Below are 25181 nucleotides of genomic sequence, written 5' to 3'. Positions count from 1 at the left end.
GGTGGAACACCCTGAAACCCGAGGACAAGAAGACAATATCTAATTCCTGTTTTCTACTCTACACTTTTTAAGAACAGAGGACGGTTAAATTCCTTGACGAGCGGGAAAAGAGAGAGAAACGATGCAAATAGCAGTCAGGAGAGGTGGACATGAAGGATAAACTTATGCCCTTTGTTAAGAAACTCGGAAAAGAAATAAAGGATGACAGGGTTACGGGTTTGGCGGCAGAACAGGCCTATTATTACATGCTGTCAATTTTTCCGATGATCATATTGCTGCTGTCACTCCTTCCTTATTTGTCTATCGATCCAGAGGAGGCGATCGGCTTTATGCAGACTGTAATGCCCGGAGAAACAGCGAATGTTTTCCAAGAAAATATCGTCGAAATCATTAGCAAACCAAATGGGGGTTTATTAACGTTCGGGATTGTCGGGACTATTTGGTCGGCCTCCAATGGGATGCGGGCGTTTATTCGCGCCATGAATACTGCCTTTGACGTGGAAGAGACGAGATCGTTTATTAAGGCAAGGCTTGTCTCAATCGGGTTAACATTCGGCCTGATCCTTACCTTAATTATTGCGTTAATGCTGCCTGTATTTGGCGATGTAATTATCGATTTTTTAAATTCATATTTGAATATCCCTGAGCAAATCGAAATATTATTTAGGGTGTTAAGATGGGTTATCGCCATTTCGGTTATGATCGTAATCCTTGCCGTTTTATACAAGGTTGCACCGAATAAACATTATCCGTTTAAGCATGTCTTGCCTGGTGCCATTTTTGCTACGGTTGTTTGGCAGCTGATCTCGCTCGGTTTTTCATTTTACTTGAACCATTTCGCTAACTACTCAGCTACCTATGGGAGCCTTGGCGGCGTGATCATTCTGATGCTGTGGCTATTCCTGACAGGCCTCGCCCTCGTGCTCGGCGGCGAAATCAATGCGATTTATCATCGATCCCATTCATCATCAGTGAGTAAAGAAGAAGATGAAGCCCTTACCGTGTAACGAAGCAGTAAATTAATACAAATCTATAGTAGTACGGAGTTAACGGCTGTACGATTTTTGTACAGCTGTTTTATTGTTTGATTTTTCATTATGTCGCAAATTTGACCGCTCATATACGTGGTATATAATTGAATAGTATAGGTTTTCTATTATTATTATTCGTTTTGCTTAATGAACAGATCGTAAACTTAAAAGCCTAATATAGATATAGTAAGGAACCAGGGGGGATGGAGCATGAATATTCTTGTCGTTGAAGATAATGAAAGTGTTTGTTCCATGCTTGAAATGTTTTTTATGAAAGAAGGTTATAAAGGGACATTCATTAATAATGGGCATGAAGGATTCGATGTGTTTAATAAAGAGAACTGGGATTTAATTATCGTCGATTGGATGCTGCCGGGCATGGATGGTGTGACGCTATGCAGAAAAATAAGGGAGCTTAGCTCAGTTCCAATCATAATGCTTACCGCGAAGGACAGTGAATCGGACCAGGTGCTCGGGCTTGAAATGGGAGCAGATGATTATGTGACAAAGCCCTTTAGCCCGCTTACTTTGATGGCAAGGATTAAAGCTGTCACGCGCCGTTTCCAAACTGAAAATGCGAAAAGCCCTGATCATCACTTTATCACCTCTCAGTTTTTCAAGATTAGCAAAGAGTCAAGGGAAGCATATTACAATGGGGAGCCGTTGACAAGCTTAACTCCGAAGGAATTTGATCTGCTTTATTATTTTGTGAAAAATCCCCGCCAGGTTTTTTCACGCGAGCAGCTTTTAGACCGGGTCTGGGGTTACGAATTTTACGGAGACGAACGGACTGTCGATGTTCACATTAAAAGACTCAGAAAGAAAATCGGCAAACCATCACAGCCATTCATCCATACTGTGTGGGGGATTGGCTACAAGTTTGATGAATCGGTGACATCTGATGAAAATTAAGTACTTTTACCAGCTTCTGATCAGCCATATCGGCATTCTTATTCTTGCCTTTTTAATATTGAGCCTGCTGTTTTCACAATTCGTCGAAAACTATATTTTTGAAAATAAAGTAGAGGAATTAAATGCATACGGTGAACAAGTATTGAGTGACGTATCTTCAGGGCTGGATGGTGATGAGAGATATTTGCTTTATTACAGCCAAATGCTTAATGCGAGAAATATCCGCTTTTTCCTTTTTGACAGCGAAGGCAGGGTATTGTTTCCGGAAATTCAGCGGCAGCCATTGATTCAGCTGACAGATGAGGAATGGGCGCAAATTGAAAAAGGAAACAAAGTTTCGGTAAGGCATGATTTGAAGCGGTTTGAGCAAGAGGTTACTCTCGTTGCGCTTCCGCACATTCTCGGCGGGGAATTAGCGGGCGGCATCATGCTGCTTGCCCCAATCAGCGGTGCAGTTAATACGATCAGCCAATTAAACCAGTATTTGTTTTACACAATTTTTATTTCGTTAGCGGCAACGATTTTGTTAAGCTGGATTTTATCAAAAAATTTAATTAAGAGAATAACGCAGTTGAGGAAAGCGACTTCGATGATTTCGTCCGGGGATTATAATGTGAATATCCCAAACATAAACTTGGATGAGATTGATGATTTAGCGACAGACTTTAATCGAATGGCTTCGCGTTTAAAGGAATCCAATGATGAGATAGACAGGCTTGAAAACAGACGGCGAAAATTTATTGCCGATGTCTCGCATGAGTTGAAAACCCCGTTAACGACAATCAGCGGCCTGGTGGAAGGCTTTAAAAACGACTTGATTCCCGAGAATGAGAAAGACAGGGGCCTCGATTTAATCGATAGGGAAGCAAAACGGCTTATCAGGCTTGTGAATGAAAACCTTGATTATGAAAAAATCCGCTCCAACCAAATTAAGCTCAACAAAGTATCGATTCATCTGCATGATATGTTTGAGTTAATTGAAGAACAGCTTTTCGTGCTTGCAAGGGAAAAGGGAAATAAGATTATCATTGATGCTAATGAACATGACACTGTTTACGCCGATTATGACCGCATTACCCAAATCCTGATTAATATTGTTAAAAATAGCATCCAATTTACAACTGGCGGAAACATTACCTTAAAGGCAAGGAAAACGGGTAAAGAAACGGTTATCGAAATAGAAGATACCGGAATCGGCATTGATACAAAGGAAATTGAGTCAATTTGGGACCGTTTTTATAAAGCCGATTTATCGCGGACAAGCAGCATGTTCGGTGAATTTGGGCTCGGCTTGTCGATCGTCAAGAAGCTTGTCCAGCTTCACGACGGGAATATTAACGTCGTGAGCGAAAAGCAGAAAGGAACCAAGTTTACGATTGTATTTCCAAATGAATGACCATATAGAAAAACCCCCGCAAAACGGGGGTTAAATTAGTTTCCATAAACCTTTGAGAGTACTTCCTCTGATTGTGGCAGTGAGATCGTTTCGACCGTCTGTTCAGCCTTTTGTACCTTTGTCACTTCAAGATACTTAAGTTGGTGCTCTTCCATTTCAAGTATTCTGAAATGATAGGAATGGACGGAAACAATATCTCCCTCTTTTGCTTCATAATTTTCAGTTAATACCCAGCCGCCAATCGTATCGATATCTTCATCGTCGATTTCAAGTCCAAGCATATCGTTTACCTCACTGACAAGTACTTTTGCGTCAATAATATAATGATCTTCTTTTACTTTTCGAATCATTGCGATTTCGTCGGTATCGAATTCATCGCGAATTTCACCAACAATTTCTTCGAGGATATCTTCAACTGTTACAAGCCCGGAGGTTCCCCCGTATTCGTCCATTAACACTGCCATGTGAATTCGCTCTTTTTGCATCTTAAGGAGCAGGTTATGGATGGGGATTGTGTCAATTACCCTGATGATTGGGCGAACATGTTCTTCAAGGGTTTTCGTTATGAGTTGTTCATTTCCAATCAATTCGGTCATCACTTCTTTAATATTTACGAGTCCAATAATGTGGTCCTTATCCCCGTCGATAATGGGATAACGGGTGAATTGTTCTTCCTGGACAACCTGAATAAACGTTTCCAGCGTATCTGCTTTTGAAAGTGACACCATTTCGGTTCTGGGTACCATGATTTCTTTGGCTATCCGGTTATCGAACTCAAAAATCTTATTTACATACTTAAACTCTGACTGGTTAATTTCACCACTTTCATAGCTTTCGGACAGGATCATGCGAAGTTCTTCTTCTGAATGGGCCAGCTCATGCTCTGATGCAGGCTTCAGGCCAAACATTTTTGTAATCATCCGGGCAGAACCATTTAGGATCCAAATGAACGGGTACATGACTTTGTAAAAGCCGATAAGCGGCTTTGCCATGGCTAAAGTTACAAATTCTGCTTTTTGGATGGCCAATGTTTTTGGAGCCAGTTCACCTACCACAACATGAAGAAAGGTAATGGATGCAAAAGCTATTCCGAACGAAAGAACGTGTGACAATGAGCTTGGAATATCAAACCGTTCAAAGAGCGGATGAAGCATCCGTACAATCGTCGGTTCACCGAGCCAGCCCAAGCCTAAAGCGGTAATCGTAATTCCAAGCTGGCAGGCCGATAAATATTCATCAAGATTCGTTGTCACTCGTTTGGCGGCAATCGCATTTTTGTTGCCTTCCTCAACCAACTGGTCAAGCCGGGAACCTCTAATTCTAATGATCGCAAATTCCGATGCGACAAAAAAAGCCGTTAAAGCAATTAAAATGGCTATTAAAACCAAGTTTAATATGTCCAAATAGTTTCCCTTAGCTCGCCAAACACACGAGTAAGGAGTCACCTCCCAATAACCTAAAGATCAACTCGTTAAAATCAAAAGGGATTGCATCAAAGCCGTGCTTTCAATAGAAAGCTTGTTAGACAGCTCTTTTTTCTGCTGGCCTTCCAGTTTTTCAATAAGAGGCAGGATAGTTGATAATTCATTATGAAGCTGTTTCATCTGGCTGGTCACACCATCTATATGCTTCTCAACTTCTGATTCACGAATATCTTTTGATTTTTTGATTTCTAGTTTTCTTTTAATCTCTTCAAGAGGAAGATGCATTTTTTTGCATTCCTCAATAAATTTTAAATCGTTGAAAGCTTCTTCTGAATAAATTCTGTAATTGCAATCGGACCGCTGGGCCTGTAGCAGGCCAAGACCGGTGTAGTAATCTATCGTTCTTTTAGAAACATTTGAAATGCTTGCTAATTCACCAATTCGGTACAATGCCCCATCAAATCACCTCAATCGTTTGTATCGACCGTACCAAGGCTGCAGTACCGGACAAACGAGGAAGGGCCGTAGACCGCTCTCCATCCCGCCGGGAAAAACTGACTTTAATACAGCACAATTAGCACTCGCCTGATTGTCGATAACATTTACCAATAATTATAAATAATTATAAAGATTTTCAACCATACAGTCAAACGTTCCAGTTTCACTAATTTGTTATATTGATACTTTATGGCCATCAAAGCACAGTTATGAATATGGTTCGGGAATATATTTATCCTATTATAACTATTGTACCTTGAATATCTTGGACTACCATTCACCTTTAACATTCATGCTTAAAATGAAGATCATGATAGGTTGCGCCATTCCCTTGCAAGCAAGCCATAAACAATTAAATCATGGAAAAAACCATTCAGTTTTTCTCCATCGCGGATCAATCCTTCTTCTGTAAAGCCAAGCCTGACAGGAATTGAGCGGCTTGCTATATTTCTTGTCCCGCAGCGGATTTCAATGCGATTTAATCCAAGGTCATAGAAGGCGTAATTAAGCAAGGCTTGAACGGATTTTGTCATAATTCCGCGGCCCTGGGCCTGCTCTGCCAGGTAATAGCCGATGCTTGTTTGCTCGTTGTGCCAGTCAATGTGGTGAAAGCCTAATGATCCAACGAGAATTTTATTGTAGCGGATTCCCAAGTTAAACCCATTGTTATCGGCAAACTGCTTTAACCACATTGGAATGATCGAATGATATTGAAGGGGAGAATTCATACTGTCGACCCAGGGAAGCCACTGCCTGAGATGCCGGCGATTTGAATCAACAAGCTGGTAGAGCTCTTCAGCATCCCTTAGCTGAAGCAATTGCAATTCAATTTCTTGATTAACCTTCAAAGAGAACATAAAATTCCCCTCCCCTGAGCAAATATTAGTTTTAATACTATAAGGAGTTTTTTCATTTGTATACGCTTTTTGGGTGAAGAATATTCTCGTTTCTGTTGTGAATGCTCTTTACATAAACGTTAATGGGAAATCGAGTTAAAAAAAAGAATCCACTTCATAGTTAAGTACCAGGAGTGGATTTTTGTGCTTGTTCAGGATCAGAAGAGCACTCAGGTACGGGGGAGAGCCATACTGAATACCGTTTTTTCTGCTTCAGATTGGCATGTTAATGATCCTTTATGTTTTTCAATAATTTCACGGCAAACAAATAATCCCAGTCCTGTTCCAAGTTTCTTTGTGGTTACAAAAGGTTCAAAAATCGTATTAAGGAGATTTTCTGGAATCATCGGACCGTTATTCGCTACATCGAGCTTAATGAATTTTTTGTTCAGTAAGCTGCATTTTATCTCAAGGACCGGATCACTCCGATATTGGCTTAGGACATCAATCGCATTAAAAATAATATTGATAAGCACCTGACGTATCTCATCGTTATAGCCCATTATATTGATATTGTCTTCCATTTGTTTTAAGACCTTAACTTTAGCGTCCAAGATGCTTGGGTAAAGAAAAATCAACACTTCATCAACTAATTCATTCAAGGAAAAAATATTTTTCTCTTTGCCGATTAATTCTTTTTTGGACAGAAGCAGAAATTGGGAAATTTTGAAATTGAGCTGTTCCAACTCATTTCCAATTATATCCAGATATTTCATTTCTGGATAGTCTGCTCTTAAAAGCTGGATAAACCCTTGAATGGATGTAAGGGGATTGCGAAATTCATGGATAAAACTTGAAGTCATTTGTCCCAGCAAAGTGAGCCTGTCCTTGTGAGTGTTATCAATAAAATTTGATTTTTCCTCAATGATTTTGTTTTTCGCATCAGAATAATACGTAACAGCATAATATAAAAATTTATCAAAACAGTAGTTGATGCTGTCTATTGATTTTTGCAAATCTGGCCACTCCAAGTTTAACTTGTTTAAATTTTTTAAAATGATCGATCTCCCGATATTCACATTGTAAACAAAGTCTCCAATGTTTATATTAGCTCTGACGCGTTCCGCTCCGATTATATAGGCAAGCTTGCGGACATGATTTTCGACATCTTCCTCATTTTCAGAAAAGATATTTAGAATGATTTCGTACATTGCTTCTCCATTTTTCTTAATTTTAACTTTAAATGGATCATCTTCCGAAATTAAAAATACCTTGTCCCACTCGTCCAACAGCGCATGTTTTTCCTTCACAAGGAAGTCGACTAATTTCCTTTTCGTAACGGCTAGCATTTCTATCCTCCAATTAATTTGATTCCTGTCTCACAGTTTATCAATGTATTCGCTGACAGCTGCCAAAATCCTTTGTCTTTTTTTGTTAATCGAGTAAATTTCACAATCTAGGATAAAGATAATATCTTTCTTGCCAATCACGCTGAAACATAGTATATTCGGAGATGAATTACTTTATATAGTTGAATAGTTCCACAAGGGGGGCTGCATGTTGCAGCTGAGAGTGAGCTTCGAGTTCTGACCCTATGAACCTGTTAGTTAATGCTAGCGCAGGGATGTGGTTTGATGGATAGAAAGCAATATTGGGCCATCGGATTCCTGCCCTTGATTGCTTTTTTTGCGTTATAGCAGCTTATAGAGGCAAGTCTCGGACTCCTTGAACACTTTTAGAGGGGGAAAGAAGAATGACACAGAACAAAACGTTATTTTTAGTAGAGGTTGCCATATTCACAGCACTTGCTTATTTGCTGGATCTTGTTTCTGCATTTGTGTTTGCGCGAATCTGGCCGCAGGGAGGATCAGTGTCGATTGCGGCTGTACCAGTATTTTTAATGGCCTTTCGCTGGGGGCTTAAGGGAGGACTGCTAACCGGATTTTTGTTGGGACTGCTCCAATTTATCCTTGGCTATGCGCAAATTTACACTCCGGTTCAAGGGATCGTTGATTACTTGATTGCTTTTGGAACGCTTGGATTTGCCGGCTTGTTTGCTGCTCAGCTTCAGAACGGCCTGCGGCAGAATGATAGAAGGAAATGGATTACTTACTTAATAGCGGGTACATTTATCGGCAGCGTTTTGCGCTACCTGTGCCATGTTACAGCCGGCATCGTTTTTTTCGGAGAATTTGCGCCGAAGGGCCAGCCGGTAGCACTCTATTCGCTCGTTTATAATGGAACATATATGCTGCCAAGCTTTATTTTAAGTGCAGTAATCGTCATGTTAATTATCTCAGCGGCCCCGAAAAAAATGATCAACCTATGAGGTTGGCAGGTTAACATGATGATCGACCAATTCGCTTAGCGTTTTGGTCTATTTTTTTAAATGAGTGAATTTCATAAAAGCATTCTTTAACTGAAAAACGAACGGTTATTTATAATTAAGACAGTATCATTCGTTTCTTACGGCATACTCCTGTTAATTTAGACACCTTCATTCGTTTTTCGGTTTAGCTTGTTACATTGTGAAATTTACTCAAATAATAGAAATAAATTTTCAAAAAAAGATTTTAAAATTAAGAAGATTGGTGTAAAATTACACTAAAAGCTATAGAAGGACTGACCGGCAATGACTAGAGAAGAAATTGTGATGAAGGTTTCTGACAAGATGAGATTAATTCGAACTGAAGCGGGGTATACGCAAGATAAAATGGCCGAAGTGATTGGCGTTTCCAAGAAAACCCTCGTCCAGATTGAAAAGGGAAGAGCTTTTGCAGGGTGGTCAACCGTTGTGACCGTTTGTGCTCTTTTTCGGGAAACAGAGACGGTAAAGTTTTTATTTGGAAATGAACCGCTCGAAGTTCTTGAGACTATTGCCCGCGAAGGCATCGACTTCCGGAAAGAAAAGACACTTGGCGGGAAAATGTGGTGGCGGGAAGTGGCGAAAGCAAACGGGTTTATTCTCCAGCAAAATATTATTAGCCAGCATTTTCGCATTCTTGATGAAGATCATTATCGCATATATAGCAGCTTTGACGAAGAAGCTGCAAGGGAACGCTTTGTTGAACTTAAGGAAGACGATCCCAGCTGAACATACTTTGGATTGGGGGAGGGGAGCATGACTCCGGAAAGAGCGATATTTATTATTTTTCCGTTTGTCGTAATAGTGTGGACAATCCTTACAAAAGTGGTGTTTTTTAAATCAAAAAAGCTAAATTATTTTGTATTATTTTCTGTTTACATATGTTCTAATACAGCTTTATACATCCTTGTCGAAGGGGCTTTTATCGGAAGGGAAATGCTTCAGGTAAACGTTATACTGCAAATATTCGCAGATCTTACAGTTCGCCAGTGGTTGTGGATCCTCTGCATACCTAATATTTTTACATTTATGTATTTAATCATCTGCTTTATGTTGCTGTTATTATTTGACAAAATGCCTGAATTAAAATCCAAAATTATGCTGAAGCGGCGTAAAACTGCATAAAAAAGGAGCTGAATCGCGAAGTTATCCGCATTTTAGCTCTTTTTATATGCATTTTTCATTATGTCACGGTTAATTGTGGAATTGTTTCCTGTTTTTGCGGGTAAAACAAATTAATAAAATTGTTTAAAGTAAAAGAATTGGAGAGAAGAACGAAGGTAGTGAACGTAATGGAAAGACTAAGCTCAACATTTTCACGGTTGTCGAAGTTTTGGAAGCGAAAGCATATGACTCAAATGGCGATTCTTGCGATGGCAGTCTCCCTATTGGGAATATTAATTTTTTTCTATGTGTTTTCCAGCAGGGCTGATATTAGCACTTTAGAAGCCGGACTTGCACAGTCAACGGTGATTTATGACCAAAGGGGCGAAATAGCAAGTAAAATTTCCGCTAATAGAAATGAAGGCGTCCCGATATCGAAAATTCCGGATGACTTGAAAAATGCGGTGATTGCGATTGAGGATCAACGCTTTTACAGTCATAACGGAATTGATCTTATCGGCATTGCGCGAGCATTTTTTCGCAATATAACAGCAGGCGGAATTGTTGAAGGCGGCAGTACGATCACCCAGCAGTTGACGAAAAACGCACTGCTCTCACCGGAGAAGACATACAAGAGAAAAGCAGAAGAATTGTTTTTAGCGCGAAAAATTGAACAAGAATATTCCAAGGATGAAATTCTGGAAATGTATTTTAACCAAATCTATTTTGGTGAGGGAGCATGGGGAATTAACAGTGCTGCTGCCAAATATTTCGGTAAAGAACCAGAGGCGTTAACCATAAGTGAGTCGGCAATGTTGGCCGGTATTATTAAAGCGCCGTCTGCCTGGAATCCTTATAAGGATTTTGAACAGGCGGTTGATAGGCGGAACACGGTGCTTGCGCAAATGAAGGAAAACAAGTTTATCACGAATGAACAATATTCAACAGCACTCAGTGAAGAGATTTTACTTAATGATAAAGGTGAAGACCCTTTCCATGGCCAATTCCCGCACTATGTTGACCATGTTTTTGCGGAGGCAATTGAGGAATACGGCTTAACCCAGGATGAGTTATTAACCGGGGGCTACGAGATTTATACCGAGCTTGATCCCGGCATGCAATCAGCGGTGGAAACGGCGTATCAAAATGACAGTTTATTTCCTGAAGGAAGCGGAGATGAAATCGCCCAAAGTGGCGCGGTACTGCTTGATCCGGCAACAGGCGGAATCCGTGCACTTGTCGGAGGCAGAGGAGACCATGTTTTTCGTGCCTACAACCGGGCAACCGAATTAAAAGCCCAGCCTGGTTCAACGATGAAACCACTGTCCGTTTATGTTCCGGCACTTGAGAATGGCTGGAGCCCTGAAGATATGTTGAAGGATGAAAAAATGAAGTTTGGTGATTACGAGCCGCACAATTATACGGACATCTATCTGGGCGAAGTACCGATGTATGAAGCGGTAAAGGAGTCCTTAAATCTCCCGGCTGTCTGGTTACTAAACGAACTGGGGATTGAATCAGGTATGGATGCGGCAGAACGTTTCGGAATTCCTCTTAAGAAGGAGGACAGGAATCTTGGGTTAGCACTTGGCGGACTTCAGGAGGGTGTTTCACCTTTAATGATGGCTGAGGCTTATTCCGCATTTGCCAATGGTGGTAACAAGGCAGAAGCCCATGCGATCACAAAAATTATTGATGCGGATGGCAAAACGATTGGCGAATGGAAGGAAAAGACCACAAAAGTTACGACAAAAGCAGTTTCCGATAAAATGACGACGATGCTGTTGGGAGTAGTCGAAGACGGAACAGGAAAAGAAGCACAAATCGAGGGCCGTGACCTGGCCGGAAAAACCGGGTCGACCGAAGTTCCGATTGAAGGAATTAATGGGGTAAAGGACCAGTGGTTTGTCGGCTACACACCGCAGCTAGCAGGTGCGGTGTGGGTAGGGTATGATCATACCGACGAAAGTCATTATTTAACGACGACGAGCAGCGAAGGTGCAGCGCTCGTTTTCAAGAATATCATCAGCAGTGCTTTACAAGGTACAGAACCTGCATTCTTCAATGTCCCGCATATTTCGGACTATGAAGAAAAAAGCAGGCGGCAAAAGTTTGAAAAGGAGCTGGAAGAATTCGGGGAATCCATTAAAAAAGAAAAAGGAAAATGGAAGGATAGACTTAAAAAAGAAGCAGAGAAATGGGAGAAGAAGCGGAAAAATCGCGGCGAACACGATGATGATTGATCCAGCAGGAGGATATGGAGTTTTGACAATTAGCAGTTAAAAAAATGATATAAATAACCCGGGCATGATTTAAACATACCCGGGATTTTTTTAAAATAACCAGCTGACTAAGGCGCCGATAACGACGATAGCCCCAATAATCATTAATATTGTCCGAATCATAGTAATGCCGCTGCCCCCTTATATTTGAAATGAATCAGAATTAGCGGCTAAGCGCTTCTCTGTCATGCGTAGTACTGAAATATCCTGATTGAATAATTTCTGTAATGCTGCTATTTGTTTGTCAACCTCTGTTCCTTCAACAATGATTTTTAGCGTTGTTTGCGGTTTTACGGTTAAAAAGAAGGATACGAGTTTGGATAAATTTGCGGCATCGACTGCTTTATGCTTACTATATAAATAGGTAGTACCTTTAAATTGTCTGGATGCCTGGTGAATGTCAAGCATTTTTCTGATCGTCACTTTATTTTGAACAAGTACGTTTGAAGACATGATTTCTTTCATTATCTTATCTCCTTATTCTATCTTGGCTTAATGAATATTTACCCGCCACTACAAAGGTTAAACATCGACGCCAACTTGAAGGCTGGCCCATTTGCTGGAAATGTTGCAGCCCTTAAGAACCGACAGGCTGCCGGCTATGAATAGAAAAGGGGCATTTTGTTTAGATTAGAAGAGGCTCTATGACAACTGTTGTTACCATCTACTTAACTTTAAATATGACAGAGGATTGTCATTCTCATCTGAACATGAAAGGAGATTTTCCGTGTTAACACTGATTAAAAATGGGGAAGTGTATGCCCCGGATTATTTAGGGAAGAAAGATATTTTGCTTGCAGATAAAAAGATTGGTTTTATTGAAGATACGATCGAAGTGCCAGACAATTTTGTCGACATCAAGGTCATAGACGCAGAAGGAAAAATCGTTGTTCCCGGTTTTATCGACTCACATGTTCACATCATTGGCGGGGGCGGAGAGGGAAGCTACAAAACAAGAACACCGGAAATTCAACTGACCGACGCGACTCTTTCGGGTGTAACTACATTGATCGGGGTCATTGGAACTGATGGGACGACTAGAACGATGGCGAGCTTAATTGCGAAAGCGCGCGGCCTTGAAGAAGAAGGAATTACTTGCTATGTACAAACGGGTTCATACCAGGTGCCTGTCAAAACATTAACAGGAAAAATCGAAGATGATATTATTCTTGTTGATAAAATAATTGGTGCCGGTGAAATAGCAATTGCCGATCACAGGTCTTCTCAGCCGACAGTGGACGAAATGGCGAAAATCGCTTCAGCTGCCCGAATTGGCGGGCTTTTATCGGGAAAAGCCGGTATTGTCAATGTCCATGTCGGTGACAGCCTGGATCATTTGAACATCATTGAAGAAGTCGTTGAAAAAACGGACATTCCGATCAGGCAGTTTTACCCAACTCATATAAACCGTAACCCCCATCTGTTTGCAGAAGGCATCAACTATGCCAAAAAAGGTGGTTATGTTGATTTTACAACAAGCTCAATTCCGAAATTTCTTGAAGAAGGGGAAGTGAAATGCAGCAAAGGCCTAAAAAGAATGCTTGATGCCGGTGTCGATATTTCACAAATTACCTTCACATCAGACGGGCAGGCAAGCCTGCCTGAATTTAATGCAAACGGTGAGTTTACCCGCCTGAAAATCGGCAAGGTGTCAACCTTATATAAGGAAGTGCGGGATACTGTTCTCGATGAAGGGATTTCATTGGACCAGGCCATTCGCGTGATCACCGAGAACCCGGCCACTATTTTGAAATTGAAAGAAAAAGGAACTATTCAAGAAGGCAAGGATGCTGATTTGGTGCTCTTAACTAAGACAGATTACCGGATTGATACGGTCATCGCGCTGGGACAGGTCATGGTTGAAAAAGGTGAGCCGACTGTGAAGGGAACATTTGAAGAGGATTTATCATAAATAGTCTATTTTATGAGGAAAGGAGGTTCTTTGTCTTGTTTGTGAAAAATATTCTGACAAATGAATCTCTTTTTCGTTAAATTTCGTATATAGATTAAATAGACGCGAGGAGTGATGGGAATGGCTTTAATTCTTATTGGTATTGTGCTGATCATTATCATTATTGGTTTAACTGGCGGATCTTCATTCCGGGGGAAAGCACGGGGGAATTATCATTCAGGAATTCACTCAAATACGAGTGTTGGAGGCTTTTTTACTGGTGATTGCAGCGACGGCGCTTCCGGCGGAGATAGCGGGTGCGGAGACTAGAGACTCCATTTTCTTGCTCAACGTCTGATAGGCTTAGTTAAGACACGATTTTCAAGCTAACCTTTTCAAAAGAATATGAAAATTAATCTTGCATAATAGGTCATATTTTAGTTCACTTATATTAACATACATGTGGAATCGAGGGATTTACAGATGAAATACATGCCCATCGATCAAGTCGTCCAGGGTGAATACTTAGCAAAACCTATTTTCGCAAGTGACGGCAGGGCTCTACTTGAAGAAAATGTCCTGTTAACGTTTGGTCTATTATCAAGACTAAGGCAAATGGGGATTACGGCCCTGTATATTAAGGACAGCAGTAATCCGGAAATAATAATAGATGAAGAAGATGTCATAGGGCAGGAAACAAAACGGGAAGCAGCCTCCTTACTTTCGACTCTATATCAATACGTCCAGACCGGCGAGAAGGATTTTAAGTTAAAAGCAGTCAGCAAGGTAGCAAGTTCGATTATTGATGAGATCACCATAAGAAAAGAAGTACTCGCTCATTTAAATGATATTCGCACTAATGATAATGCGCTTTTTTTGCATTCGTTTAATGTTTGTGTGTTATCTGTTTTAGTAGGATTAAAGATGGGTCTCGACCGATCAAAGCTACGGGATCTTTCAGTAGGCGCCCTCTTGCACGATATTGGAAAGATCACCCCGGACCAGCCTGAATCCAACAGTAAGGAAAATGACCATACGTGGAAAGGCTTTAACCTGCTGCGAAAAAACCCGGAAGTGAGCAGACTCTCAGCTGTTGTAGCGCTTCAGCACCACGAACATCTTGATGGATCAGGAGATCCGCGCAGCCTGACTGAAGGGGATATTCATCTATTTTCAAAGATTGTAGCTGTGACGAATGACTATGACAATATGATTTATGGAGTAACAGCGGAAAAACCGCTTTATCCTTATGAGGCATGTGAGAAAATAATGGCCTTAACGAATTTGCATTATGACCATGAAACCGTTTGGAATTTTTTACGGTCTGTCGCTTTTTATCCAAACGGAAGCCACGTAAAGCTGACTACAGGTGAAACTGGTGTCGTGGTTTCGCAAAACCGCGGATTGCCGCAGCGCCCGATCGTTAAAGTTTTTAAATCATCGTTTCATATTGATGACAGTGAAGTAAAAGAAATCGATCTTGCCAAGGAAACGACTATTTTTATCGACAAAATGATTTGATAGATCGCGAAAAACTGAGTTAAATAGCGATTGACTTTGATTGAATCCAGTGATAATCTTACAAAGGAAGAAAAAATTTACAGCAAAAGGAGGGTTACCGATGATCTTAATTCAACTAACTAGCGAAACAACTTCATACAAACAGATCGTAACCTGCCCTTTTACATTTTTTGCCTGAATTTACTTAAGTGGAAATTCGGTACAGGTTGCGTTATTGCGTAACGTGTGCCGTTTTGTCTGCCTGTAAACTGGACATATCGCATGCTGCGGTATGTCCTTTTTTTGTCCAAAAAACCTTGAAAACCGGGAGAATCCCGTTTTCTATAAAAACAAATCAAAGGAGGAACAAAGAATGTTACGTATTCAAACAGAGAGAATTGGCATTTCCACTGGGGAGCTTGAAGGCGGTTAGTCGTAAACAACTTTGCTGACGAGAGGAGAGAACACACAGATGTTTTCAGTATTTAAGAAGTTAAGCTGGTTTTTTAAAGAAAATTGGAAAAGGTACACGGTTGCGATCGTGCTCCTTGTTATTGTCGGAATTCTTGACGTCATGCCGCCTAAATTAGTCGGGATGGCTATCGATGACATTCACATCGGCTCAATGACAATCGAAAAGGTTTTTCAATATCTCGGCTATTTAGCTGTGATTACCGTCATTTCCTACGGGATCACCTATGTATGGATGTACCAATTATTTGGCGGGGCTTTTTTAGTGGAACGGAAGCTTCGGTCGCAATTTATGGGCCATTTATTAAAAATGACGCCGACATTTTTTGAAAAGAACCGGACCGGAGATTTAATGGCCCGGGCAACAAACGATTTAAAGGCAATCTCAGTGACGGCAGGCTTCGGCATATTGACGCTTGTTGATTCAACTATTTTTATGCTGACGATTCTTTTTACAATGGGATTTTTAATCAGTTGGAAGCTGACACTGGCTGCCATCCTGCCGCTTCCGATCATGGCGTTGTTAATGAATATTTACGGGAAGCGAATTCATTCACGGTTTATGAGCGCCCAGGATGCCTTTGGTGAATTAAATGATCGGGTGCTTGAATCAGTGTCAGGAGTCCGGGTCATTCGGGCATACGTGCAGGAAAAAGCGGATGGAGAGAAGTTCCATCGATTAACTGAAGATGTATACAACAAAAATATTAAAGTAGCAAAAATTGACTCTCTCTTTGATCCAACCATTAAAGTCATCGTCGGGTTAAGCTATTTAATCGGGCTTGGTTATGGTGCACATATGGTTTTTCAACAGACGATTACCCTCGGAGATCTTGTCGCTTTCAATGTGTATCTTGGGATGCTGATTTGGCCGATGTTTGCGATTGGAGAATTAATCAATGTGATGCAGAGGGGCAATGCTTCCCTTGACAGGGTGCAGGAAACACTCGCATATGAAGAGGATGTCAAAGATCCGTTGCAACCGGTCAGCGTCGATCAACCAGAAACAATCTCTTTTGACCAACTTTCTTTTCGGTATCCATCATCAAACGGTGATAACCTGCAAAACATTAATGTGAAGCTGGAAAAAGGGGGAACGCTCGGAGTCGTCGGCAAAACTGGCAGCGGGAAAACGACCTTTATCAAGCAGCTGTTAAGGGAGTATCCGGCCGGCCCGGGAGAATTGGCTGTATCGGAAGTGCCGATCAATGAACAGGCTCTCGAAAGAACGCGGGGCTGGATTGGCTATGTGCCTCAGGACCATGTTCTTTTTTCAAGAACGGTTAAGGAAAATATTCTGTTTGGTTTGACGGATGCCGGCGAAGCTGATTTGCAAAAGGCGATTGACCTTGCTGCTTTCCGAAAAGATCTTGAGATGCTTCCAGATGGGCTCGATACTCTTGTCGGGGAAAAAGGGGTTGCCCTGTCAGGCGGACAGAAACAGAGGATTTCGATTGCCCGGGCCTTGATCAAAGATCCGGAAATCCTCATACTTGACGATTCGCTGTCAGCGGTCGATGCAAAAACGGAAAAGAAGATTATTGATAACATTCGCAGCGAGCGAAGCGAAAAAACAACGATCATTACTACGCACCGCATGTCTGCTGTCCAGCACGCTGACAATATTATCGTTTTTGATGGCGGTAAAGTGATTGAAACAGGAACGCATGAGCAATTAATGAACAGCAACGGCTGGTATAGAGAGCAATACATCAGGCAGCAGGCAGAGGCAGCTGCAGAAGAGGAGGTGCTCTCATGAGAACAGGGAAACGATTGTTTCGGTATGCGTTAAGCTATAAAAGTATTATCATCGCCGCACTTGCGATGCTGACAATTGCGGTAATGGCTGATCTGGCCGGTCCGTTCATTGCCAAACGGGTGATTGACCAGCATATTATGGGAATCGAATCTGTCTGGTACCAAACAGAAGCAGGTGAAGATACGGTTTCCTATAAAGGGAACTATTATAAACGTGATCATTATCTTGCTGAAGACGAGGTGAAATTGGCAGAAGTCCGAATTCTTCAGGCAGGAAGGGAATTTGTGTTTGTCGAAGACGCGGTTGAACTAGATGGAGAAAGAAGCTTCAGCGACGGGACGTTAACGATTAAGAAGGGTAAACAAGAAGAAAGTTTTAATGCGGAACTTTTAAAAGGTGACGAGCTGATTAAGTTTTATCGGCCTGAAATTCCGAAGATCATTCAACTGCTTGGCGTTTATTTTGTGCTGATCGTCATCGCTGCTTTTTTCCAGTATGGACAGCGCTATTATCTGCAAAAGTCGGCAAACCGGATTATCCAAAAGATGCGCGAGGATGTGTTCGGGCAAATTCAGCGTCTGCCGATTCGTTATTTTGATAACCTTCCTGCCGGAAAGGTCGTCGCCCGGATCACCAATGATACTGAAGCAATCAGGGAATTATACGTGACGGTGTTATCAACCTTTTTCACTAGTGCTATTTATATAGCCGGTATTTATGTGGCTTTATTTATTTTACATGTGAAGCTGGCGGCGATCTGTTTGCTGCTCCTGCCGATTTTATATGTATGGATGAAGGTTTACCGAAAATTCGCCTCTAAATATAATCATGTAATTCGTGCGCGAGTGAGCGATATAAATGCGATGATCAACGAGTCGATCCAGGGAATGAACATCATCCAGGCCTTCAGCAGGGAGAAGGAAACGCAGAAGGAATTTGAAGCTCTTAATAACGATCATTTTTCATATCAAAATAAACTGTTGAGCCTCAATTCGTTTACTTCCCATAACCTGGTTGGGGTGCTGCGAAATATCGTATTTGTTGCTTTTATCTGGTACTTTGGCGCTGAATCGATAACGCCTTCTGCGGTCATTTCGCTTGGGATGCTTTATGCGTTTGTCGATTATATTAACCGGCTTTTCCATCCGGTCCAGGGAATCGTTAACCAGCTGGCAAATCTGGAGCAGGCACTCGTTGCCGGTGAACGGGTATTCAAGCTGATGGACGAGGAAGGTATCGACGTAAGTGAGACTGAAGTTCCCCGCTACAAAGGGAATGTTGTCTTTGAAAATGTGTCGTTTGGATACAAGGAAGGCGAGTATGTCCTGAAAAACATTGATTTCGAGGCTAAGCATGGGGAAACAGTTGCACTTGTCGGCCACACCGGGTCTGGAAAGAGTTCAATAATGAACCTGCTGTTCCGATTTTACGACAGCCAGAAAGGCCGGATTGTGATTGATGGAAAGGATATTACAGAAATGCCGCGGCAAACTTTGCGCAGCCATATGGGCATTGTGTTGCAGGACCCGTTCTTGTTCACCGGGACGATTGCCTCCAATGTCAGTCTCGATGATCCGTCAATCAGCCGGGAAAAGGTTGAAAAAGCGCTGTCTGATGTTGGCGCAAACCGGATTTTTAGAAACCTCGAGAATGGCTATGATGAGCCGGTTATTGAAAAAGGCAGTACACTTTCAAGTGGGCAGAGGCAGTTAATTTCATTTGCGCGTGCACTTGCCTATGACCCGGCCATTTTGATTTTGGATGAAGCCACTTCGAGCATTGATACAGAAACGGAAGCAATCATCCAGGAGGCAATGGAAGTATTGAAAAAAGGCCGAACAACGTTTATCATCGCCCACCGGCTTTCAACGATTCGAAATGCCGACCAAATTCTTGTTTTAGACCGCGGCTCGATCGTTGAAAAAGGCAGCCATGAAGAGCTGATGGAATTGAAGGGGAAATATTATCAAATGTATCAGCTGCAGCAGGGAAGCAACACGCTCGCAGGATAAGTAAGGAGAGGCGCCTATTTGGTTGCCTCTCTGTTTCATTTCCGTCTTCGTTCATAAAACTGTCACGTAGCTGTCACCAATCGGTGATAAATGTCACAATTAGTTGTCAAGATTTCATGATATGTTAAAAATAATCAACAACTTCAATAAAAGGAGGATTTTTTATATGGAGTTATTTTCAGTGACGCTTACGATTGCAAGTATCATGGTGCTTGGCTATTTTATCGGCTATTCAATTATTAAGGCCTCTTAAACTGTCCGGAACTCCCGGGCAGTTTTTTATGGTTTTGACTGACCTTATGCGGGGCAGTACTAAAAAAAGTTTTACGGTGAATGTATATACCTCATTTTGATGACATCTAAGCAAGTGTTGTGACTGTTTCGCTCCGCTGTCAGGCTATTAGAAACTTTACTGGCCAAGGATGGAAATCTCAATTGACAGAATCCAATTGTCGTATTAATATTTAATTGAACAGTGGTTAATAAGGAGAGGTCACCATGTCACCAAGAAAGTCTGTACAGCAGGAATTAACACGTGAAATGATCATGGATGCAGCAAGAGATTTGTTTACCGCCAAGGGATACCAGCATGTCTCAATGAGGCAGATTGCAACGGAACTGAAATACAGCCACGGGGCTCTTTACTATCATTTTAAGAATAAAGCGGAGCTTTTTTATGCGCTTGTGGAAAAACATTTTCTGATGTTGGATGAAAAACTGGATGAAGTAATGAATCAGCAGTTGGAGCCGAAGGAAAAACTGAAGCAAATCTTCCTTGGATACATAGAATTTGGACTTACGTATCAAAGCCATTATGAAATTATGTTCCTGATCAAAGATGATGAAGTCCGTAATTTTATCAATAATGGCCCGAATCACAGCTATGAAAAGTTTGCGCAATCTGTTCACTTATTGTCTGGCGGCGAGTTTTCCCTTCAGGAAATTTTTTCTATATTTTTATCTTTGCATGGTTTTGTAACTCATTATTGCCGGCATATTGTGGGATATGAAGAAGTAAAAGACATGGCTGCTGCCCATGTGAATTTTTTATTAAAATCGCTCGTTTAAATTTTTCAGCATTATTGACTGGTGCTACATTTTTTTAAACAGTATTGACCAATGTTCAATTAATTATTTGAAAAGGGGAAATTTCTATGAAGAATGCATTGGTTTTAGGAGCTTCAGGAGGAATGGGCTATTCAATTGCAAAAGAATTATCGAACAGAGGAATTAAAGTTACCGCATTTGCGAGGACAAAGAAAAAATTAGAGCAACTATTTGATAATGATCCGAATGTGTCGGTGTTTGCAGGAGATATTTTCAATAAAGAAGATTTGCGCAATGCTGCAAAGGGAGTAGACACCATTTTTCAGTCTGCGAACATCCCTTACCCTGATTGGGAAAAGAAGTTGATGGGTTTTATGTCCAATATTGTTAAGACAGCCAAAGACCATTCGGCAAAGCTTGTGATCGTCGATAATATTTATGCTTATGGCAGAAGCCCGGGCATAAAGGTTACTGAGCAAACAGCAAAAAATCCTCACACAAAAAAGGGGAAAATCCGCCTTGAAGTAGAGAAAATGGTTAAACAATCAGGTGCCCGGGCATTGATCGCCCATTGCCCCGATTTTTACGGCCCGAACGCAAAAAATACTTTGTTACACTTTACTTTTCAAAGTGCAGTGAAAAATAAGAAATCCATGTTTATAGGTGATCAAAGCATTCAAAGGGAATTCATCTATACTCCAGATGGTGCCAAAGCAATTGTTAATCTCGCTTTAAGTAAGGAGGCATTCGGACAAAACTGGAATATTCCCGGGTATGGCGTTATTACCGGCAAGGAAATCGTAAAAATGATTCGCGAAATCACTGGTTATCAACGATCTGTCGCAACTGTATCAAAAAATATGATTAGATTTCTGGGTCTTTTTAATTCCACTATGCGGGAAGTGGTTGAAATGTTTTATTTAAATGAAGAACCGGTCGTATTGGACGGAGAGAAATATGAACAGTATATTGGATCGCTACCGAGAACACCATACAGCGAGGGCATAAAAGCAACGATTGAATATATTAAGAGCCACAATTAATCCGTCGGAAATTGCTGAGAATGATTTTTTATCACAGGACCATATATAAAAAAAGACTTCCATAATTTTAAAAGCTGGAGAATTGGGGAAAAGAATAAATAATGTAAGGGTAAGGGAAGGGAGGCAGGCAAATGACAGATTACCGGATTGAGCGGGATACATTAGGTGAAGTGAAGGTTCCGGCCGCTAAATATTGGGGAGCTCAGACGCAGCGAAGCAAGGATAATTTTAAAATTGGCATTGAAAAGATGCCGATCGAACTCATCTATGCCTTTGCCCATATCAAGAAAGCGGCAGCGATCGTTAACGAGCGGCTTGGCAAGCTTTCCAATGAGAAGAACCAAGCGATCGTGCAGGCAAGTAAAGAAATTATCAGCGGCAAATACGACGATCATTTTCCGTTAGTTGTCTGGCAAACCGGGAGCGGTACGCAGTCAAATATGAATGTGAATGAAGTGATCGCTAAACGGGCGAACGAATTATTGGAGGACAACAATGCCAAGGTACATCCAAACGATGATGTGAACATGTCGCAAAGTTCCAATGATACGTTTCCGACAGCGATGCATATTGCTGCATATCTCGCAGTAAAAGAACGGCTCTTGCCGGCTGTCCGTTGTTTAGCGGAAACATTTAAGGAAAAAGAGAATGCCTTTTCAGACATCATTAAAATCGGCAGAACCCATCTGCAGGATGCAACTCCACTCACTTTAGGACAGGAAATCAGCGGCTGGCGTAGCATGCTTGAAAAAGATGAAAAGATGATTGGTGAAGCAGCTGGTTATTTGTTGGATCTGGCGATCGGCGGCACTGCCGTTGGAACAGGAATTAATGCTGACCCCAGATTTGGCGAGGAAGCGGCAAAGGAAATTGCGAAACAAACGGGACACGATTTTCGTTCAGCAGCGAACAAGTTTCATGCGCTGACGAGCCATGACGAAATCGTTTATGTCCATGGAGCTTTAAAAGCGCTGGCAGCTGATTTAATGAAAATTGCCAATGATGTCCGCTGGCTTGCGAGCGGTCCAAGGAGCGGAATCGGGGAAATATCGATTCCCGCCAATGAGCCGGGGAGCTCGATCATGCCGGGAAAAGTCAATCCAACCCAAAGTGAAGCAGTGACGATGGTCGCATGCCAGGTATTCGGAAACGATGCGGCGATCGGCTTTGCTGCAAGCCAGGGGAATTTCGAGCTGAATGTTTTTAAACCGGTTATCATTTACAATTGCCTGCAAAGCATTCGGCTTCTGGCAGACTCCATCGATTCCTTTAATAAAAATTGCGCAGTTGGAATTGAAGCGAACCTGGAAACGATATCAGCCCATGTCGAAAATTCGCTCATGCTCGTCACAGCACTGAACCCTCAGATCGGTTATGAAAAAGCAGCTGAAATTGCAAAGATGGCGTTTAGTGAGAATATTACCCTTAAGGAAGCGGCGCTCCGCTCAGGCTATGTGAACGAAGAGCAATATAACCTCTGGGTTAAGCCGGAAAAGATGGTGTAACAAGGATGCCCCCTTCAGATGAGAAGGGGGCAACTTCAGAATAAGAAATTCAAATTAACGCCGCAGCCCGCTAAGCTGAGCTTGAGCAAGAGCAACCATGCGTTTTGTCATCTCACCGCCGACAGAACCGTTGGCGCGGGCAGTTTGATCCGCGCCCAGCTGCACTCCGAACTCCTGGGCAATTTCATTTTTCAACTGGTCAAGAGCCGGACCAGCTTGCGGAACAAGCAGTTTGTTGGAGGATCCACTTCTGTTAGACATCAGTAATCATCTCCTCATTTGAATTCTTTTGGCTGGGTTAGCCGGATTCGCACCGGCCGCAGGCGTGGCCTGCTACCTGCTTGGTTTAACCCAACATCTTGAAGGAAATGCTAATGCACTATTAGTATGCGTTTTATTTGATGGATTATCAGAGGAATAAAGCGCAATAATTTCCTGAAGTTGGCCAAACTATAAATCATAAGAAAAACAAACACTAAAGATACTACTTGGAAAGGAGTAACCATGATGTCTGCCTGCCCGATTTGCAACGGTTTTAGGAGATTGGAAGTCGCATGCCCATCTTGCGGGCAGCTATTGGCGGAGCAAGGAAGAATCATGGACTACTACGATGATTACAGCCCGTATATGCCAATTGACCAAATGAAACTGGAAGACGGCTATCCAACTACATATTCAAACCAGCAATGCCCGCATCTTTTTACATGCAGCGAATGTGGATTAGAAAAAGTTTTGCTGGTGAAAGAATAATTCTAACTCTACCTTTTTCGTCCCCGCATTTTAACGAAGAAAGTTGGTTTCTTTCAGACAGCACACTTTGGGCCCTCATTTATAAATGATTGTTAACATGCATTAGTTATTATACAAAAAAATCTGGCCTAAAAAGGTCACTTATATGTCCTTTTTAGGCCAGATTTTGTTTTGTTTGGTTTGGTTATACCGCAGCAACCGCCTCTGCAGCCGGGCGAATTCTCAGTTCAGTTTCAGCATCGAAGAAATGGACTTTGTTCATGTCGAACGCAAGCTCAAGAGTTTGTCCCGGAATGATGTCAGTGCGGGAATCGACGCGGGCAACAAATTCCTGTGCATCAACGCTGGAGTAGAGCATCGTTTCCGCTCCTGTTAATTCAGCAACATCAATGACTGCGGAAATTTTGGAACCGGCTGAAGCATCGATGAAAACAGGCTCATCATGAATGTCTTCAGGTCTGACTCCAAGAATCAGTTCTTTTCCGACGTAACCTTGATCACGAAGGACCTTCATTTTTCCTTCCGGCACGGCAACAGCTACATTGCCAATCACGAATTTTCCTTCTTCAAGCATGCCGTTAAAGAAATTCATCGCGGGAGAACCGATAAATCCGCCAACAAAAACATTTTCGGGCTTTTCGTATACTTCTTTAGGAGCACCGACCTGCTGAATAATCCCGTCTTTCATGACAACGAGACGTGTTGCCATCGTCATCGCTTCGGTTTGGTCATGGGTTACATAAATTGTAGTCGTTTGCAGACGCTGATGAAGCTTGGCGATTTCAGCACGCATTTGCACACGAAGCTTTGCATCAAGGTTGGAGAGCGGCTCATCCATCAAGAACACTTTCGCGTCACGAACAATGGCGCGGCCCAAGGCGACACGCTGGCGCTGTCCACCGGATAGAGCTTTTGGCTTGCGGTCTAAATATGGCTCAAGGCCCAAGATTTTCGCAGCGTCTTTAACACGGCGGTCAATCTCATCTTTAGCAAACTTTCGAAGCTTTAAGCCAAACGCCATATTATCATAAACAGTCATATGCGGATAAAGGGCATAGTTCTGGAAAACCATTGCAATGTCGCGGTCTTTTGGTGCGACATCATTGACACGTTTGCCGTCGATATAAAAATCACCCTGCGAAATTTCCTCAAGCCCGGCGATCATCCTTAATGTAGTCGACTTACCGCATCCGGATGGACCGACAAAAACGATGAATTCTTTATCCTTAATATGAAGGTTAAAATCATCAACCGCGGTTACCTTATTATCATAAACCTTGTAAATATGATCTAATTTCAATTCAGCCATTTTGTTCGTCCTCCTATTAATTCTGCTTGAACTTAGTCTATCGAAT

General features: G+C 41.9%; 22 protein-coding genes and 1 riboswitch. Of the genes, 15 read left to right on the top strand and 7 right to left on the bottom strand.

Annotation, left to right across the window (positions count from 1 at the left end):
- Window positions 1–149: 149 nt before the first annotated feature.
- From CU635_RS15730 to CU635_RS15720, 3 genes are all read left to right on the top strand, one after another.
- Window positions 150–1007 carry a YihY/virulence factor BrkB family protein gene (locus CU635_RS15730; protein ID WP_101578336.1) on the top strand — a complete coding sequence of 286 codons (858 nt, stop codon included), beginning with the start codon at window positions 150–152 and terminating at the stop codon, window positions 1005–1007.
- Between the two features lie 234 nt (window positions 1008–1241).
- Window positions 1242–1943 (top strand): response regulator transcription factor, encoded by a 702-nt coding sequence (locus CU635_RS15725; RefSeq protein WP_101578335.1) that lies wholly within the window; start codon window positions 1242–1244, stop codon window positions 1941–1943.
- Window positions 1933–3339, top strand: a complete 1407-nt coding sequence (locus CU635_RS15720; protein WP_101578334.1) for a sensor histidine kinase — start codon at window positions 1933–1935, stop codon at window positions 3337–3339. The genes CU635_RS15725 and CU635_RS15720 overlap by 11 nt, the downstream gene beginning before the upstream one ends.
- 35 nt (window positions 3340–3374) lie before the next feature.
- On the opposite strand, the gene CU635_RS15715 is transcribed toward CU635_RS15720, so the two are convergent.
- From CU635_RS15715 to CU635_RS15700, 4 genes are all read right to left on the bottom strand, one after another.
- On the bottom strand, window positions 3375–4742 hold the full coding sequence (locus CU635_RS15715; RefSeq protein ID WP_101578333.1) for a hemolysin family protein: 1368 nt from the start codon (window positions 4740–4742) through the stop codon (window positions 3375–3377).
- Window positions 4743–4802: 60 nt separating this feature from the next.
- The gene (locus CU635_RS15710; RefSeq protein WP_101578332.1) at window positions 4803–5213 is read right to left on the bottom strand and encodes a MerR family transcriptional regulator; all 411 of its coding nucleotides are present in this window, start codon (window positions 5211–5213) and stop codon (window positions 4803–4805) included.
- 356 nt (window positions 5214–5569) lie between these two features.
- Window positions 5570–6118 carry a GNAT family N-acetyltransferase gene (locus tag CU635_RS15705; protein WP_101578331.1) on the bottom strand — a complete coding sequence of 183 codons (549 nt, stop codon included), beginning with the start codon at window positions 6116–6118 and terminating at the stop codon, window positions 5570–5572.
- Window positions 6119–6327: 209 nt separating this feature from the next.
- Window positions 6328–7446, bottom strand: coding sequence for a histidine kinase N-terminal domain-containing protein (locus tag CU635_RS15700; RefSeq protein ID WP_101578330.1), 1119 nt, complete (start codon window positions 7444–7446; stop codon window positions 6328–6330).
- Window positions 7447–7633: 187 nt separating this feature from the next.
- A riboswitch (TPP riboswitch) is annotated at window positions 7634–7739 on the top strand.
- 111 nt (window positions 7740–7850) lie between these two features.
- Here CU635_RS15700 and thiT point away from each other — a divergent pair.
- The 3 genes from thiT (at window position 7851) to CU635_RS15680 (ending at window position 11809) form a co-directional block, all read left to right on the top strand.
- Window positions 7851–8426 (top strand): energy-coupled thiamine transporter ThiT, encoded by a 576-nt coding sequence (gene thiT, locus CU635_RS15695; RefSeq protein WP_101578329.1) that lies wholly within the window; start codon window positions 7851–7853, stop codon window positions 8424–8426.
- Window positions 8427–8729: 303 nt separating this feature from the next.
- The gene (locus CU635_RS15690; RefSeq protein ID WP_101578328.1) at window positions 8730–9191 is read left to right on the top strand and encodes a helix-turn-helix transcriptional regulator; all 462 of its coding nucleotides are present in this window, start codon (window positions 8730–8732) and stop codon (window positions 9189–9191) included.
- Window positions 9192–9754: 563 nt separating this feature from the next.
- Entirely contained in the window at window positions 9755–11809 is a 2055-nt protein-coding gene (locus CU635_RS15680) for a transglycosylase domain-containing protein (RefSeq protein WP_101578326.1), read from the top strand.
- A gap of 180 nt (window positions 11810–11989) precedes the next feature.
- Here the strand turns inward: CU635_RS15680 and CU635_RS15675 are convergent, their stop codons facing one another.
- The gene (locus CU635_RS15675) at window positions 11990–12313 is read right to left on the bottom strand and encodes an HPr family phosphocarrier protein (RefSeq protein WP_101578325.1); all 324 of its coding nucleotides are present in this window, start codon (window positions 12311–12313) and stop codon (window positions 11990–11992) included.
- Between the two features lie 262 nt (window positions 12314–12575).
- On the opposite strand from CU635_RS15675, the gene iadA reads away from it, so the two are divergent.
- The 8 genes from iadA (at window position 12576) to fumC (ending at window position 23076) form a co-directional block, all read left to right on the top strand.
- Window positions 12576–13760, top strand: coding sequence for a beta-aspartyl-peptidase (gene iadA / locus CU635_RS15670; RefSeq protein WP_101578324.1), 1185 nt, complete (start codon window positions 12576–12578; stop codon window positions 13758–13760).
- A 120-nt stretch (window positions 13761–13880) separates the two neighbouring features.
- Window positions 13881–14069, top strand: coding sequence for a hypothetical protein (locus tag CU635_RS15665; RefSeq protein ID WP_101578323.1), 189 nt, complete (start codon window positions 13881–13883; stop codon window positions 14067–14069).
- 153 nt (window positions 14070–14222) lie between these two features.
- Window positions 14223–15260: an HD-GYP domain-containing protein gene (locus CU635_RS15660; protein ID WP_101578322.1), complete on the top strand. Its 1038-nt coding sequence runs from the start codon at window positions 14223–14225 to the stop codon at window positions 15258–15260.
- A gap of 451 nt (window positions 15261–15711) precedes the next feature.
- The gene (locus tag CU635_RS15655; protein ID WP_101578321.1) at window positions 15712–17469 is read left to right on the top strand and encodes an ABC transporter ATP-binding protein; all 1758 of its coding nucleotides are present in this window, start codon (window positions 15712–15714) and stop codon (window positions 17467–17469) included.
- On the top strand, window positions 17466–19481 hold the full coding sequence (locus CU635_RS15650; RefSeq protein WP_101578320.1) for an ABC transporter ATP-binding protein: 2016 nt from the start codon (window positions 17466–17468) through the stop codon (window positions 19479–19481). Before CU635_RS15655 ends, CU635_RS15650 begins: the two co-directional genes overlap by 4 nt.
- Before the next feature lie 498 nt (window positions 19482–19979).
- On the top strand, window positions 19980–20549 hold the full coding sequence (locus tag CU635_RS15645) for a TetR/AcrR family transcriptional regulator (protein WP_101578319.1): 570 nt from the start codon (window positions 19980–19982) through the stop codon (window positions 20547–20549).
- Window positions 20550–20635: 86 nt separating this feature from the next.
- A complete protein-coding gene (locus CU635_RS15640) occupies window positions 20636–21571 on the top strand; it encodes an SDR family NAD(P)-dependent oxidoreductase (RefSeq protein WP_101578318.1) in 936 nt (311 codons plus the stop codon).
- 131 nt (window positions 21572–21702) lie between these two features.
- Complete coding sequence (gene fumC / locus CU635_RS15635) at window positions 21703–23076, top strand: class II fumarate hydratase (RefSeq protein ID WP_101578317.1); 1374 nt, start codon at window positions 21703–21705, stop codon at window positions 23074–23076.
- Window positions 23077–23130: 54 nt separating this feature from the next.
- Here the strand turns inward: fumC and CU635_RS15630 are convergent, their stop codons facing one another.
- Window positions 23131–23340 carry an alpha/beta-type small acid-soluble spore protein gene (locus CU635_RS15630; protein ID WP_101578316.1) on the bottom strand — a complete coding sequence of 70 codons (210 nt, stop codon included), beginning with the start codon at window positions 23338–23340 and terminating at the stop codon, window positions 23131–23133.
- A gap of 243 nt (window positions 23341–23583) precedes the next feature.
- On the opposite strand from CU635_RS15630, the gene CU635_RS15625 reads away from it, so the two are divergent.
- On the top strand, window positions 23584–23826 hold the full coding sequence (locus tag CU635_RS15625; protein WP_101578315.1) for a hypothetical protein: 243 nt from the start codon (window positions 23584–23586) through the stop codon (window positions 23824–23826).
- Window positions 23827–24010: 184 nt separating this feature from the next.
- Here the strand turns inward: CU635_RS15625 and CU635_RS15620 are convergent, their stop codons facing one another.
- The gene (locus CU635_RS15620; protein WP_101578314.1) at window positions 24011–25135 is read right to left on the bottom strand and encodes an ABC transporter ATP-binding protein; all 1125 of its coding nucleotides are present in this window, start codon (window positions 25133–25135) and stop codon (window positions 24011–24013) included.
- Window positions 25136–25181 lie beyond the last annotated feature (46 nt).

This window comes from Bacillus canaveralius, from assembly GCF_002860125.1.
Lineage (GTDB): Bacteria > Bacillota > Bacilli > Bacillales > Cytobacillaceae > Bacillus_BJ > Bacillus_BJ canaveralius.
Note: the sequence above shows the minus strand (reverse complement) of the source record. Positions and strands in the feature narration are given on the sequence as shown.